This is a genomic window from Novosphingobium sp., from assembly GCF_041915465.1.
Lineage (GTDB): Bacteria > Pseudomonadota > Alphaproteobacteria > Sphingomonadales > Sphingomonadaceae > Novosphingobium.
Genome location: NZ_JAYSBK010000038.1, coordinates 1 through 14,700, shown reverse-complemented (window position 1 = coordinate 14,700; position 14,700 = coordinate 1). Strand labels below are relative to the sequence as shown.

At 66.2% G+C, this 14,700-nt stretch carries 15 protein-coding genes; 6 read left to right on the top strand and 9 right to left on the bottom strand.

The features are described 5' to 3' along the window. Positions 1–78: 78 nt before the first annotated feature. Positions 79–2,454, top strand: coding sequence for a DNA translocase FtsK 4TM domain-containing protein (locus ACE3SN_RS08520; protein ID WP_374529222.1), 2,376 nt, complete (start codon positions 79–81; stop codon positions 2,452–2,454). Here the strand turns inward: ACE3SN_RS08520 and arsB are convergent. Genes arsB through ACE3SN_RS08485 form a run of 7 tightly spaced genes read right to left on the bottom strand, consistent with a single transcriptional unit; the run spans position 2,451 to position 6,851 of the window. Continuing rightward, positions 2,451–3,503, bottom strand: a complete 1,053-nt coding sequence (gene arsB / locus ACE3SN_RS08515) for an ACR3 family arsenite efflux transporter (protein WP_374529220.1) — start codon at positions 3,501–3,503, stop codon at positions 2,451–2,453. The genes ACE3SN_RS08520 and arsB overlap by 4 nt on opposite strands. A gap of 29 nt (positions 3,504–3,532) precedes the next feature. Further along, positions 3,533–4,027, bottom strand: coding sequence for an arsenate reductase ArsC (locus ACE3SN_RS08510; protein WP_374529218.1), 495 nt, complete (start codon positions 4,025–4,027; stop codon positions 3,533–3,535). Between the two features lie 19 nt (positions 4,028–4,046). Continuing rightward, positions 4,047–4,517 carry an ArsI/CadI family heavy metal resistance metalloenzyme gene (locus tag ACE3SN_RS08505; protein WP_374529216.1) on the bottom strand — a complete coding sequence of 157 codons (471 nt, stop codon included), beginning with the start codon at positions 4,515–4,517 and terminating at the stop codon, positions 4,047–4,049. Beyond that, the gene (locus ACE3SN_RS08500) at positions 4,514–4,861 is read right to left on the bottom strand and encodes an ArsR/SmtB family transcription factor (RefSeq protein ID WP_374529214.1); all 348 of its coding nucleotides are present in this window, start codon (positions 4,859–4,861) and stop codon (positions 4,514–4,516) included. The genes ACE3SN_RS08505 and ACE3SN_RS08500 overlap by 4 nt, the downstream gene beginning before the upstream one ends. Before the next feature lie 54 nt (positions 4,862–4,915). Further along, positions 4,916–5,728, bottom strand: coding sequence for a kinase (locus tag ACE3SN_RS08495; RefSeq protein ID WP_374529212.1), 813 nt, complete (start codon positions 5,726–5,728; stop codon positions 4,916–4,918). Then, positions 5,718–6,356: a flavin reductase family protein gene (locus ACE3SN_RS08490; RefSeq protein WP_374529210.1), complete on the bottom strand. Its 639-nt coding sequence runs from the start codon at positions 6,354–6,356 to the stop codon at positions 5,718–5,720. The genes ACE3SN_RS08495 and ACE3SN_RS08490 overlap by 11 nt, the downstream gene beginning before the upstream one ends. Positions 6,357–6,389: 33 nt before the next feature. Further along, entirely contained in the window at positions 6,390–6,851 is a 462-nt protein-coding gene (locus ACE3SN_RS08485; RefSeq protein ID WP_374529208.1) for an Lrp/AsnC family transcriptional regulator, read from the bottom strand. A gap of 134 nt (positions 6,852–6,985) precedes the next feature. Here ACE3SN_RS08485 and ald point away from each other — a divergent pair, with 134 nt between their 5' ends. Next, the gene (gene ald / locus ACE3SN_RS08480; RefSeq protein WP_374529206.1) at positions 6,986–8,101 is read left to right on the top strand and encodes an alanine dehydrogenase; all 1,116 of its coding nucleotides are present in this window, start codon (positions 6,986–6,988) and stop codon (positions 8,099–8,101) included. An 83-nt stretch (positions 8,102–8,184) separates the two neighbouring features. On the opposite strand, the gene ACE3SN_RS08475 is transcribed toward ald, so the two are convergent. Beyond that, a complete protein-coding gene (locus tag ACE3SN_RS08475) occupies positions 8,185–8,595 on the bottom strand; it encodes an acyl-CoA thioesterase (RefSeq protein WP_374529204.1) in 411 nt (136 codons plus the stop codon). Next, the gene (locus ACE3SN_RS08470; RefSeq protein WP_374529202.1) at positions 8,592–10,646 is read right to left on the bottom strand and encodes a S9 family peptidase; all 2,055 of its coding nucleotides are present in this window, start codon (positions 10,644–10,646) and stop codon (positions 8,592–8,594) included. Before ACE3SN_RS08470 ends, ACE3SN_RS08475 begins: the two co-directional genes overlap by 4 nt. A gap of 51 nt (positions 10,647–10,697) precedes the next feature. On the opposite strand from ACE3SN_RS08470, the gene ACE3SN_RS08465 reads away from it, so the two are divergent. The 4 genes from ACE3SN_RS08465 to ACE3SN_RS08450 all read left to right on the top strand — a co-directional run bounded on the left by ACE3SN_RS08465 (position 10,698) and on the right by ACE3SN_RS08450 (position 14,522). Continuing rightward, a complete protein-coding gene (locus ACE3SN_RS08465; protein WP_374529200.1) occupies positions 10,698–12,503 on the top strand; it encodes an aminopeptidase P family protein in 1,806 nt (601 codons plus the stop codon). Positions 12,504–12,556: 53 nt separating this feature from the next. Next, positions 12,557–12,925 carry a VOC family protein gene (locus tag ACE3SN_RS08460; protein WP_374529198.1) on the top strand — a complete coding sequence of 123 codons (369 nt, stop codon included), beginning with the start codon at positions 12,557–12,559 and terminating at the stop codon, positions 12,923–12,925. 192 nt (positions 12,926–13,117) lie between these two features. Beyond that, positions 13,118–13,759, top strand: coding sequence for an EF-hand domain-containing protein (locus tag ACE3SN_RS08455; protein ID WP_374529196.1), 642 nt, complete (start codon positions 13,118–13,120; stop codon positions 13,757–13,759). A 28-nt stretch (positions 13,760–13,787) separates the two neighbouring features. Next, positions 13,788–14,522, top strand: coding sequence for a response regulator (locus tag ACE3SN_RS08450; RefSeq protein WP_374529194.1), 735 nt, complete (start codon positions 13,788–13,790; stop codon positions 14,520–14,522). Positions 14,523–14,700 lie beyond the last annotated feature (178 nt).

Sequence of the window (14,700 nt, the reverse complement as noted above, 5' to 3'; positions counted from 1 at the left end):
ACTCGCGGAAATCCTTGGGATTCTTGACGCGGAGTCACCCCCGGGCGCATAAGACCTGCCGAACCCGAGGGGAGCATCATGGCCACACGCCCGATTTCTGCCGGACAGCGCGGCACCCGCGTTGACTGGCGCGCCGCGCTGAAGCGCAGCCTGCGCCGCGCAAGCGAGATCGCGGGCGCGCTGACACTGATCGCGGGCATGGTGTTCCTGGCCGTGGCGCTGCTCACCTATAACCAGACCGATCCTTCGCCCTCGACCGCCGCGGGCGGGCCTGCGCTAAACTGGATGGGCGTGCCTGGCGCATGGGCAGCGGAGCGAGCGCTATTCCTGTTCGGTCCGGTCTCGGTGCTGTTCCTGCCCCTGCTCTATGTCATGGCGCGCAAGCTGTGGCGGCTGGTCGAGGAAGACGATCTGGAGCTTGAACATACCAACCACAAATGGTGGCGCCCGGGCGGCGTATTGCTGTTCGCGATGACGCTGCTCGCCACCGTGCTGACCCTGGCGGTTGATACATCGGCATCGTTCCCCGCCGGCTGGGGCGGCATTGCCGGACTGCTGGGCGCGGGCACGATCAAGGCGCTTGCCGCCATGTTGCCCGAAGCGGGCCGGTTCTGGATGATCCTGGGCAGCGGCCTCATCTGCCTCGCGGGCGGAGCGATCCTGGCGGGGCGCGTCTTCGCGCTCGATTGGGGCAGCCTCTTCACCCTGCCCGGCATGCTCAAGCGCCGCCCGGCGCTTCCCGCCAGCATCGGCGCAGTGATCTCCGCCGTGCGCGAGAAGAAGCCGCGCGAGGAACGTGCCTCTCAGAATGCCAATGGCCAGCCCGCCCACGGCCAGCTGCTCGGCGCGCCGCGCCGCGCCCCGGAAATTTCCGATCCGACCCGCCCGGCGAAGCCTGCGCAGATCTCTTCCGGGAGCCGCCAGGGCGATCTGTTCGACACCTTCGATCTGCCCGCGCTCGACCTGCTGCAAGATGCCCCGCCCAGCACCGGGCAGAAGATCGACAAGCTGGCGCTGGAGCGCAACGCGCGCCTGCTCGAAACCGTGCTCGACGATTTCAACGTCAAGGGCGAGATTACCGCCGTGCGCACCGGTCCGGTCGTCACCATGTACGAACTGGAACCCGCCCCCGGCATCAAGGCCAGCCGCGTGGTCGGCCTGGCCGACGACATCGCCCGCAACATGAGCGCGATCTCGGCCCGCGTTTCGGCGATTCCGGGGCGCACGGTGATGGGCATCGAACTGCCCAACGCCGACCGCCAGATGGTCAGCTTCAAGGAACTGGTCGCCTGCGAGAAGTTCGCCGGTTCCAAGGCCGCGCTGCCGATCATCCTGGGCAAGGACATCGCGGGCGAGCCGATCGTGGCGGACCTTGCGACCATGCCGCACCTCTTGGTGGCGGGCACCACCGGCTCGGGCAAGTCGGTCGGGCTTAACTGCATCCTGCTCTCGCTGCTCTACCGCCTCACGCCTGCCCAGTGCCGCCTGATCCTGGTCGATCCCAAGGTGCTGGAACTCAAGTCCTACGACGACATCCCGCACCTGCTCTCGCCTGTGGTGACCGAGCCCGCCAAGGCGGTGCGCGCGCTGAAATGGGCGGTCGAGGAAATGGAACGCCGCTATCGCCAGATGAGCGAAATCAGCGTGCGCAACCTGTCGGGCTTTAACGAAAAGGTCCGCGCCGCCGCCGCCAAGGGCAAGCCGCTGGGCCGCCGCATCCAGATCGGCTTCGATCCCGAAACGGGCGAGGAGCTCTTTGAAGAGCACCAGCTCGATTACCAGCCGCTGCCGCAGATCGTGGTGATCGTCGACGAACTGGCCGACCTGATGGTCACCGTCGGCAAGGAAATCGAAGTGCTGATCCAGCGCCTCAGCCAGAAGAGCCGCGCTGCGGGCATCCACCTGATCATGGCCACGCAGCGCCCCTCGGTCGACGTCATCACCGGCGTGATCAAGGCCAACCTGCCGACCCGCATCAGCTTTGCCGTGACCAGCCGGATCGACAGCCGCACCATCCTGGGCGAACAGGGCGCCGAGCAGCTGCTGGGCAAGGGCGATATGCTCTACAAGCCCAATACCGACCCGGTGAAGCGCGTCCACGGCCCGTTCGTCTCGGACGAGGAAGTCGAACGCATCGCCGATTTCTGGCGCGGCCAGGGCAAGCCCGAATACGTCGATTCCGTCACCGAGGAACCGGAAGACGGCGGCTTCGGCTTCGACGACCTCGATGCGACCGCATCGGACAGCCCGGAAGAGCGCAAGTACCGCCAAGCTTGCCAGATCGTGTTCGAAAGCCAGAAGGCCTCGGCCAGCTGGCTCCAGCGCCAGCTTGGCGTGGGCTACAACACGGCGGCCAAGTGGGTCGAGCGGATGGAGGCCGATGGCTATGTCGGACCGGCCAACCACGTCGGCCGGCGCGACATCTACCGCGACAAAGATGGGAATCCGCTTTAAGCGGCGACCTGACCCGAGAACCAGTTGCGGCGGAACCAAAGCGCGAGGTTCACCAGCGCGATCAGCACCGGCACTTCGACCAGCGGCCCGATCACCGCCGCGAAGGCAACGGGCGAGGCCAGGCCGAACGCCGCGATGGCGACCGCGATGGCCAGTTCGAAGTTGTTAGAAGCCGCGGTGAATGCGAGCGAGGTGGTGCGGGCATAGTCCGCCCCCAGCGCCCGGCCCAATGCGAAAGCAGCCACGAACATCACCACGAAGAATACGACCAGCGGCAAGCCGACGCGCAGCGCATCGCCGGGCAGGGCCAGGATTTCCCCGCCCTTGAGGCTGAACATCGCAACGATGGTGAACAGCAGCGCCGCCAGTGTCATGGGCGAAATGCGGGGCAGGAACACCCCTTCGTACCATTCGACCCCGCGCCGCGCGATCAGCGTGCGGCGCACCAGGAAGCCGGCGAGAAACGGCACGCCCAGATAGGTCACCACCGCCTTGGCGATTGTCACGAAGTCGATCTCGACCACCTGCGATTCCAGCCCGAACACAGGGGGCAGCACCGTCAGGTAGAACCATGCGTAGGGTACGTAGAAGAAGATCTGGAACAGCGAATTGAACGCAACCAGCGCGGTCACATATTCCGGACTGCCTTCGGCCAGCTGGTTCCACACCAACACCATCGCGATGCACGGTGCGATCCCGATCAGGATCAGGCCGGTCATGTATTCGGGATCGCCCGGCAGCAGCAGCGCGGCCAGTGCGAACATGAAGGCCGGGGCGACGATCCAGCACAGCACGAACGACAGCGCGAGGATCTTCACGTCGCGGAACACCGCGCCCAGCGCCTCGTAGCGCACCTTGGCAAGCGGCGGGAACATCATCAGGATCAGCCCGATCGCGATCGGGATGCTGGTGCTCCCCACTGACATTGCGCCAAGCGCGGCAGGCACCGCCGGGACCAGCGAGCCGAGCGCGATCCCCAGCGCCATCGCGGCAAAGATCCAGACGGTGAGATAGCGATCAAGAAACGACAGGCGACGGGGCTGGGTCATGGGGATTCCGGTCGGGATGAAAGGAAGAGTCAGGCCGCGCCTTCAAGCGCGCCGATAGCGGCAAGCGCGGCCTGCGCCTCGCTGCGGTCAAGGCTCGCCAGATCCAGCGCCAGGAACGCGCGCACCCGCAGTTCCAGCAGCCGCCAGGTCTCGGCAAAGGCGGCGTCGACCTCGGCATCGCTGCCGGTAACGTCGGCGGGATCGGGCAGGCCCCAGTGCGCACGCAGCGGTGTGCCGGGGAACACCGGGCAGGCCTCGCCCGCAGCGTTGCCGCAGACGGTGATCGCAAGGTCAATCGCGGGCGCGTCGGGGCCGGTGAACTCGTTCCAGCTCTTGGAGCGGAACGCGGCGGTGTCGATGCCTTTGGCGGCCAGCAGCCGCAGCGCGCCGGGGTGCGGCGCGCCCTTGGGCCTGCTGCCGGCGCTGTAGGCTCGCACCCGCCCCTCGCCGAGCGCATTCAGCAGCGCTTCGCCGAGGATCGAGCGGGCGGAATTGCCGGTGCACAGCACCAGTACGTTGCGCACTTGCACCACGCCTTGCGCCTCAGCCGCAGCAGCCAGAGGCCGCGGCCACCTGCGGAGCGCAGCACGCACCCGACCCGGCATTGGCCGAAACCAGCTGCTCCAACTGCGGACTGCCGCCATAGACCGTGGATTCGCCCGAGGTCAGGAAGGCTTCCCAGACCACGCCATCGGGATCGGCGATCCAGCTCTTTTCCGACTTGGCATAGCAGCAGGTCGTTGCGCCTTCTTCAAGGACCGGACGATCGGCAGCCTGGAGGCGGCCATAGACTTCGGCGAGCTCGGCCTGATCCTCGACCTGGATGCCCAGATGCTCGATCCCCTTGACGGCGCCCTCGCGCACCGAAATGGCGAAGTTGATGCGCGGATCCTCCAGCATCCACTTGGCGTAATCGGCTTTGGTCACGCTCGGCTCGGCACCGAACAGGCTGGAATAGAACGCGATCGACTGATCAAGGTTTTCCACCCCGACATGAACGTGGAACCGCTTCATGCGACACTCCTTTCGCTGGTTCTGGCTGAACAGGCTGGCGCCGCTTTGACGCCGCAGGCGCTGCCTGCGCAGCAGTTTTCGGTGAGGTAGGCGATCAGCCCGGTCATCACCGGATAGTCCGCGGCATAGATGATCGAGCGGCTCTGCCGTCGCTGGGTCACCAGCCCGGCGTTGCTGAGCTGCGCCAGGTGAAAGCTCATCGACGAAGGCGGCACGCCCAGCGCTTCGGCAAGCGCGCCCGCCGGCATCCCCTCCGGCCCGGCCGTTACCAGCAGGCGATAGGCGGCGAGGCGATGTTCCTGCGCCAGCGCGGCCAGCGCGCGAATGACGGAATCGGATTCCACGGGCAACGCTCCAATGATTCGATAATTATCAAAATATCGAATCAAAGGCGCTCGTCAAGCCCCCGGCATCAGCTCCAGCACTTCGCGGTTGGGGCCGAGCCGCACCGTGAGGTCAGCCCGCGTAGGCATTTCGGACAGGATATGGCGGGTCAGCCGCTCGTAATGCTGGATGAAGCGCGCCACGCCCGCCGGGTTCATCACCCGCGCGCCGCCTATCTGGCGCAGCTCTGCTTCCTGCTGCTCGCGCCAGCCCGCCACCACGTCCCAACCCGGCGCGGCAAGCAGCAACAGCCGATCGAGCCGCGCGAACAGGCGCTGGTAGTCCGCCTCCAGCGCCGCGTTAACATGGACACGCCACACCCCGTCCGGATCCTCGCGCGCTTCAAGATCGTTCACCGGAGCGGCCAACGCGGCAGTGTCCTGCGGCTTCGCGCCAAGGCACCAGCCCTCGAGCAGCAAGACTTGCGCATTGGCGGGAGCATGGGGCCATTCGCCTCGCGGAACCCGGTCATCCGCCGCCTTGTCAAAGCGCGGCAGCGCCGCCGCCTCTCCCCGTTCCAGGGCGGCAATCGTCGCAAGTCCAAGCGCAACATCGTGCGTCCCCGGCACGCCCCGCGTTGCGAGCAGCGGATGGACTTCGCGCGCCAAGGCCTGCCGTTCGGCATGGGTGCGGTAAAGATCGTCGAGCGATAGCGCCGCCACCGCCACACCCGCCTGCGTCAACCGCTCGGCCAGCGTGGCGACCAGCGTCGATTTGCCCGATCCTTGCGCGCCGCAGACGCCCAGAACGAACAGCCCGGCATGACCTGCTCGCCAGGCCGCGATCCGCTCCAGCAGCGGCCCGATCAACGCAGGGTCAGACCGCATCCTTGCCAGGCAGTGGCCAGCCGACGCGCTTCATTTCAAAGCTGTCTGCATTGCGCACATAATTGCCGCCGCCGTGCTGGCGCCCGATCAGCTGCATGGCCTGGGTGTCGAAGCGCAGCTTCGCCGCATCCTGCACATAGGCATCGGCAATATGCGCCGCCACGATCTCGCCCAGCACGATGGTCGAGCGCGGCGACGGATCGATGATCTGCCACACCTTGCACTCGAAATTGACCGGGGCCGAGGCGATCAGCGGCGGGGAGATCTTGGTGGCGGGGCGGGTGGCAACCCAGGCAGCGGCCAGCTCGTCGACGCCGGGAGGGGCATCGGCGGCAGTCAGGTTCATCGCCTCCGCATCGGCTTCGCTGACCAGCGCGACGATGAATTCGCCGGTTTCGCGGATCAGGCGGGCGGTATCCTTGTCGTCCCCGCGCGCATGATGGGCCAGCAGACCCAGCACGATCAGCGGCGGCTCGTCCCCCAGCGCGTTGAAGAAACTGTGCGGCGCGGCATTGACGCTGCCGTCCCTGCCCTTGGTCACCGTCCAGGCGATCGGGCGCGGAGTGATGGTGTTGACCAGAACCTTGTAGCGGTCGGCGGGCGATAGAGTGGCGAAATCGAGGAACATGGGCAGCGGGCTAAACCAGCCGCGCGGCGGCGTCTAGCCACGCGGCACGGGATAGCCGCGCCAGTTCTTGATTCTGCGGATCGCGAACGATGAGCGCATGGCCGAAACCCCGGGCAGCCGCGCGAGACAATCGCGGTGGATGCGGTCATACTGTTCCAGATCGACCGCCGCGACGCGCAGCAGGTAGTCCGCGCTGCCCGACATCAGGTGGCAATCGAGGATGTCGTCGAAGAGCTGCACTGCCGCCTCGAACCGGTCCATCGCCTCGCGGCTCTGGCTGGTCAGGGTGATCTCGACAAAGGCGTGGAGCGTCAGCCCCAGCTTGCGGGCATCGACCTGCGCGCCGTAGCCGGTGATCAGCCCGCTCTCCTCCAGTGCCTTGACCCGGCGGTGGCAGGCCGAGGGCGAAAGCCCGGTCGCATCCGCCAGTTCCGCGATCGAGCGGGAAGAGTCGCGCTGCAGTTCTTCAAGTAGTGCAACGTCGGCCCGGTCCACGACATATTTTCCCGATCTATGGCTATATTTCGATTAATATCACCGCAGATGGCCGCTGCAATGCCGAACTTTGGTAAAACTTCGCATCTGAAGCACGATACACTCGCGCCGGGATATATCGCGGGAGACAGTCCATGCGTGTCGGTACCGTCAAGGAAATCAAGAACCACGAATACCGGGTCGGCCTCACCCCCGAGAGCGTCAGCGAACTGGTCGCCCATGGCCACGAAGTCTGGGTCGAAACCGGCGCGGGTCTGGGCATCGGTGCGGCCGATAGCGACTATGTTGCCGCCGGTGCGGCCATCAAGGCCAGCGCTACCGAGATCTTTGCCGAATGCGAAATGGTGGTGAAGGTCAAGGAACCGCAGGCCGTGGAGCGCGCGCAGCTGCGCGAAGGCCAGGTGCTCTACACCTACCTCCACCTCGCCCCCGATCCCGAACAGACCGCCGATCTGGTGAAGAGCGGCGTTACCGCCATCGCCTATGAAACGGTGACGGGCGCGGGGAATGCATTGCCGCTGCTCAAGCCGATGAGCCAGGTTGCGGGCCGCATGAGCATCCAGGCCGGGGCGACCGCGCTGGAAAAGGCGCACGGCGGACGCGGCGTGCTGCTGGGCGGTGTGCCCGGCGTGGCCCCGGCCAAGGTGGTGGTGATCGGCGGCGGCGTGGTCGGCTTCAACGCCGCGCAGATGGCCGTCGGCATGGGCGCGGACGTCACGATCATCGACCGCGATGCCGCCACGCTCGAACGGCTCGACAGCCACTTTCAGGGCCGGGTGCGCACGCTCTATTCGGGCCGCGCCGCGCTCGCCGCCGAAGTCGCCGCAGCCGACCTCGTGATCGGGGCCGTGCTGGTGCCGGGCGCCGCCGCGCCCAAGCTGGTGACGCGCGACATGCTCTCCACCATGAAGCCGGGTGCGGTGCTGGTCGACGTTGCGATCGACCAGGGCGGCTGCTTTGAAACCAGTCGCGCCACCACCCATGCCGATCCGACCTATGTGGTGGACGGCATCGTCCACTACTGCGTCGCCAACATGCCGGGCGCGGTCGCGCGGACCAGCACCTATGCGCTCAACAACGCCACCCTGCCCCACGCGCTCAAGATCGCGGACCTCGGCTGGAAGGCCGCGCTCAAGGCCGACCCGAACCTGGCGAACGGGCTCAACGTCCACGCCGGCAAGGTGACCTACGAAGCGGTCGCGCGTGAGCTGGGCTATGCTTACGTGCCGGTGGCCGCAGTGCTGGATTAGAACCCACCCCCAACCCCTCCCACAATCGGGAGGGGAGCGAGACTTGCCGGGCCACAGGCGCAGGTTAGTCGCAGCGGGGTGAGCTATCCCTCGTTCGCGAACGGCCGGAACGGCTGGGTGATCTCGTCGCGCACCCGCGCGAGGCGGCCGCTGGCGCGGTCGATCATTGCCCAGGTGGTCTTGGCGCTGACCAGCAGCTTGCCCGCGCTGTCGCAAAAATCGACCCTCCTGTCGAACCGGGCGCCAGTCGGCCCTTCGGGAATGAAGGTTTCGGCGGTGACGCTCTCGCCAAGGCCGACATTGCCGCGATAGTCGATCTCGTGCCGGGTCACGACCCAGATGTAGGCCGCCTGATGCTCCGGCGCGGCGACGGCTGACCAGTGCGCGGTCGCGATCTGCTGGATCCAGTCGACCCAGACCGCGTTGTTGACGTGGCCGAGCTCGTCGATGTGCTGCGGCTCGGCCGTGAAGGTCTGCTTGTAGCGGTTGCTCACCCGTCCACCCCCAGCTGCCACAGGATGAAGGCAAACTCCTCCGCCGTTTCCTTGAGGCTTTCGAACCGGCCAGACTTGCCGCCATGACCCGCGCCCATGTTGGTCTTGAGCAGCAGTTCATTGCTGTCGGTCTTGAGCTCGCGCAGCTTCGCCACCCATTTGGCCGGTTCCCAATAGGTCACGCGCGGATCGTTCAGCCCTGCCGTGACCAGCAGCGGCGGATAGGCCTGCGCGCGCACCTGATCGTAGGGGGAGTAGGACCGGATCAGCTCGAACGCGGCCTTGTCCTCGATCGGATTGCCCCATTCGGGCCATTCGCCGGGTGTGAGCGGCAGGGTGGGGTCGAGCATGGTCGCCAGCACGTCGACGAAAGGCACGTGCGCCACCACCGCGCCCCACAGGGCCGGGTCGGAATTGATTACCGCGCCCATCAGTTCTCCGCCCGCCGATCCGCCCGAGATCGAGATGCGCCCCGCCTCGGTAAGCCCGCGCTCGATCAGGCCTTTCGCAACATCGACGAAATCGGTGAAAGTGTTGGTGCGCCGTTCCAGCTTGCCAGCCTTGTACCACGCGCGGCCCAGGTCATCGCCGCCACGGATGTGCGCGATGGCATAGGCAAAGCCGCGATCCACCAGGCTCAGCCGCGTGGTCGAAAAGCCCGGCTCGATTGCGATGCCATAGGCCCCGTAGCCGTAAAGATGCAGCGGCCCGCTGCCCACGCGGTCCTTGCGCATCACCACGCTGACCGGGATCGGCGTGCCGTCGCGCGCCGGGATTTCCAGCCGCTCGGTCACATAGCGCGAGGCGTCGTAGCCCGAAGGGATTTCCTGGACCTTGAGCGTGGTCAGCGTGCGCGCCGCCACATCGTAGTCCAGCACCGAGGCCGGGCTGACCATCGATTCGTAGGACAGGCGCAGCGTGCTGACCGCCCATTCGGGATTGTCGCCCAATCCTGCCGAATAGCTCGCTTCGGGGAACACGATCGGCTCCACGCGGGCGGGATCGTCGTAATAGCGCACCTCGATCTGGTCGAGCCCGGCGCGGCGGCCCTCGATCACGAAGAAGTCCGCGAACAGGTCGAAGCCCGTCAGGTAAAAGGCGTCGCTCCCCTCGATCAGCGTGGTCCAGTCTCCCGGTTCGGTCAGCGGCGCGGTGGCGAGGCGAAAGTTCTCGTGGCTATCGTTGGCGTGGATGAACAGCGTTTGCCCATGCAGGTCGACGTCGTACTCCACGCCGGTCTGGCGCGGCTTCACCAGCAGCGGCACGGCGAGCGGGTCTGCGGCGGGGAGGAGGCGCACCTCGCTCGTTTCATGATCCGAGCTGCCGATGATCAGCCATTCCTCGTTGGCCGAAAGCGAGGAGCCGACGCGGAAGCCCTCGTCATCCTCGTGATAAAGTTCGATGTCGGCATCGAGCGGCTGGCCCAGCCAGTGCAGCCGCGCATTGTCGGTCCGCCACTGTTCGTTGGCGAGGGAATAGACCAGCCCCTTGTCGCCCGCGACCCAGACGAGGCTGGAGAGCGTGCCCGGAATCTCGTCGGCCAGCAGCTCGCCGGTGGCGAGGTCCTTGATCCGTGCGGTGAAGCGTTCCGAGCCGTTGTCATCCACCGAATAGGCGAGCATCTTGCCATTCGCGGACACCGAGATCGCGCCAAGGCGGAAATATTCGTGGCCCTCGGCCAAGGCCACTTCGTCAAGGATCAGTTGGTCCTCGCCGCCAGCCACAGGCCGACGCCACCACTTCTTGTATTCGGCACCTTCCTCGAACTCGATCCAGTAGAGATAGTCGCCGTCCTTCTGCGGAACCGACTTGTCGGCCTCCTTGATCCGCGCGCGCATTTCCTTGAACAACGCGTCGATCCGGTCCTTCTGTCCCGCCATCCGCGCCTCGAACCAGGCGTTCTCGGCCTCGAGATGGGAGAGCACGGCCTTGTCGGTCACTTCGGGATAGCCGGGATCGCGCAGCCAGGCGTAATCGTCGGTCACGGTGATGCCGTGGTGGGTAGCGCTGGAGGGAATCTTTGCGGCAACAGGAGGTGTGGTCAGGGTCATGCGCCGGGTCTATGGTGCCGTCATTGTCCCTGCAAGCCGGACTCACAAAACATGCTGATGAATACCCACGAAGCGCGCCTGGATGGGCTGCGCAAGGAACTGAAATCCCGCGGTCTCGACGGGTTCGTCGTGCCGATTTCCGACGAACACATGAGCGAATATGTCGGCGCCTATGCCCAGCGCCTCGCCTGGCTGACCGGCTTTGGCGGCTCGGCCGGTACGGCGGCGGTGCTGGCGGAAAAGGCGGCTATCTTCGTTGACGGGCGCTATACCCTACAGGTGCGCCAGCAGGTCGATGGGCGGCTGTTCGATTACCAGTCGGTCCCCGCCACCAGCGTTTCGGCCTGGCTGGGCGCAGAAGCGCCCGAGGGCGCGCAGATTGGCTATGATGCCTGGCTGCATGGCAAGCCGTGGGTCGATGCCGTGAACAAGGCGCTGAGCGCCAAGGGCGGCAGGCTGGTCGCTGTCGAAGGCAACCCGATCGACGCGATCTGGGCCGACCAGCCCGCCCCCAGTCTCGCTCCGGCGCTGGTCCACGGGGTGGAATATGCCGGCGTCTCGAGCGAGGCCAAGCGCAGCGACGTGGCCGAATGGCTGACCGCGCGCGGGCTGGATGCGGCGGTCGTCTCGGCGCTCGATGGCGTCGCCTGGCTGCTCAACCTGCGCGGCAGCGATGTCGATCGCACGCCGGTGGCGCTGTCGTTCGTGCTGGCCCATGCCGATGGCACCGCCGAGCTGTTCATCGCCGAGCAAAAGGTTACGCCCGAGCTGCGCGCACATCTTGGCAATGCCGTGACGATCCGCCCGCGCGAGGCCTTCGTGCCGCAGCTTCAGGCGCTTACCGGCAAGAAGGTGGCGGTCGACCCCGAACGCTCGGTCCAGGCGGTCTTCACCGCGCTGGAAGGGGCGGGCGCAAAGGTGGTCGAACTGACCGACCCCACTGTGCTGGCAAAGGCGGTCAAGAACCCGGTCGAACAGGCCGGCCACCGCGCCGCCCAGGCGCGTGACGGGGCGGCGATCGCGCGGTTCCTCCACTGGCTTAGCGTGGAAGGCCCCAAGGGCGGCGAAACAGAGCTGTCGGCTGCCGCAAAGCTGCAGGCCCTGCGCGACGAATCCCCGCTGCTGCGCGACCTTTCGTTCGACACGATTTCGGGCGCCGGGCCGAATGCGGCCAGCCCGCACTACCGCGTCACCGAAGAATCGAACCGCCGCATCGAGCCGAACTCGATCTACCTGGTCGATTCGGGCGGGCAGTACCTCGATGGCACCACCGACATCACCCGCACCGTCTGGATCGGCCCGGGCGAACCGAGCCCCGAGCACAAGGACCGCTTCACCCGCGTGCTCAAGGGCCACATCGCGCTTGCGCTCGCGGTGTTCCCCAAGGGCACGGTCGGCAGCCAGCTTGACAGTTTTGCCCGCCAGTCGCTGTGGCAGGTGGGCCTCGACTATGCCCACGGCACGGGCCACGGGGTCGGCAGTTTCCTGTCGGTTCACGAAGGGCCGCAGCGCATCGCCAAGGCGGCGGGCGGACAGGCCGGGACGGCGCAGGAACTGCTCCCCGGCATGATCCTGTCCAACGAGCCGGGTTATTACAAGGCCGGCGAATACGGCATCCGCACCGAGAACCTGGTGCTGGTGGAGCGCCGCGAGTTCCCCTGGCAGGACGGCGAGTACTTCGGCTTCGAGACGCTGACCTTCGCTCCGATCGACCGCAACCTGGTCGATTGTAGCCTGCTCACGCGTGACGATCTGGCCTGGTGGAACGCCTATCACGCCAAGGTGTTCGAAGTGTTGGCGCCGCAACTGTCGGGCGAAATGCGGGCATGGCTCAAGGGCCAGTGCGAGCCCTTGTAAGACAGATCTGTTCTTGTATTGTTCTCATATCGATTCGCAGGGAGAACGTGAAAATGATCGGCTATGTCACCGTGGGCACCAACGACCTTGCGCGCGCCGCGCAGTTCTATGATGCGATCGCCGCCGAAATGGGCACGGGGCGGATGATGGAGTTTGACACCTTCATCGCCTGGGGCACACCGGGCGGCGGCTGCGGGATCGCGGCGACCAAACCGTTCGACGGCCAGCCAGCCACGGTCGGCAACGGCGTGATGGCCGCGTTCGAGGCGAAGGACAAGGATCAGGTCGATCGGCTCTATGCCATTGCCATGGCCCACGGCGGCAGCGACGAAGGCGCGCCCGGACCGCGCGGCGATGGCTTCTATGCCGGGTACTTCCGCGATCCGGATGGCAACAAGCTCAACGCCTATGTGATGGGCTGAGGCGGCGCGATGCTTGCGCGCGGGTGAACGGCATCTGGCATCTGCGACAATTGGCGACAATTTCGCTGGCCTGCGGCATAATCGCGCGACAGTCGGCACGTAGAAGCGGAGTCGTAAACCGCGTGGTCCGCTACGACCCCCCTCCCCCCCGGCGGACCCGCGGTTTCGCTTTTTTTGGATGGGAATTCGCCAATGAATAAGAAAATCCTGATCGGCGTTTCGATCGCCGCTCTGCTTGGCGGCGGCGCTGCCATCGCCAAGGATCGCGGCCACATGATGGATCCGATGGGCAACCAGACGATCACCCGCGCCGAGGCTCAGGCCAAGGCCGAGGAAATGTTCGCGAAGATGGACGTCAACAAGGACGGCAAGCTCGATGCGGCCGACCGCGAGGCGCACATGGGCCAGATGTTCGACAAGATCGACGCCAACAAGGACGGCATGATTTCGAAGGCCGAATTCATCGCCGCGCACAAGGACGCCCCGGACGGCATGGCCGGACATGATATGGCTGGTCCCGGTATGGCTGGCCGCGATATGGCTGGCCCCGGCAGGGACGGCCCGATGCGCGGCCACCGCATGGACGGCCATCGCATGGGTGAAGGCATGATGCGGATGGCCGAAATGGCGGATCTCAACAAGGATGGCGCGATCTCGAAGGACGAATTCGTCGCCGCGCACCTCAAGATGTTCGACATGGCCGACACCAACAAGGACGGCAAGCTTACGCCCGAAGAGCGCAAGGCGGCACACGCCAAGATGCGCCAGGAATGGAAGGCTCAGCGCGGCAAGATGGGCGGCGCCATGCCCCCGCCTCCGCCGCCGGCTGGCTAAGCCCGACTGAAATCGGCAATACGCGCACATGGACGAAAATTCCCCCGTCAGCCTGCTGCTCGTCGATGACGAACAGGCGCTGCGCCAGCCTCTGGCCGAGTACCTCTCGCGCCAGGGGTTTGCCGTGACCCAGGCCGCCAGTGCGGCCGAGGCCCGCACCCACCTGCGCGACAGCAATCCCGACCTTGTCCTGCTCGACATCATGATGCCCGGCGAGGACGGTCTCTCGCTGTGCCGTCATCTCTCGGAAACCCGTTCGATCCCGACCATCATGCTGACCGCCAAGGGCGAAGCGATGGACCGGATCGTCGGTCTGGAGATTGGCGCGGACGACTATGTCGTAAAGCCCTTCGAACCGCGCGAACTCGTCGCCCGGATCCGTTCGGTACTGCGCCGCTCGGCCAAGGGCGGCGCCGCACCGGCCGAAGACGAACTGTTCGAATTCGAAGGTTGGCAGCTCGATCCGCTCAAGCGCCGCCTGATCAGCCCCGAAGGCGCGCTGGTGGCAATTTCGTCGGTCGAATTCCGCCTGCTGATGGCCTTTGTCGAACATCCCCGCCAGGTGCTCGATCGCGATCGCCTGCTCGACATGGTGCAGGGCCGCGAGGCACACCTGTTCGACCGCGCGGTCGACAACCAGGTCAGCCGCCTGCGCCGCAAGATTGAGGTCGACAGCCGCAATCCGACCCTGATCCAGACCGTCTGGGGCGGCGGCTACATGCTGGCCGCCGATGTCCGCCGGGTGACCCCGCAAAGCGCATAATGGCCAATCCCTTCCACCGTTTCTGGCCGCGCAGCCTGCAGGGCCAGCTGTTGCTGGCGATCGCCTTTGCGCTGCTCTTGGCGCAGGGGATCAGCGCGGTCCTGCTCTACCGCGCCCAGGCCGATCGGCGCGAAGCCGCGCTGGTCCACACAGCGGCGCTGCGCCTGTTCGCCGCCGG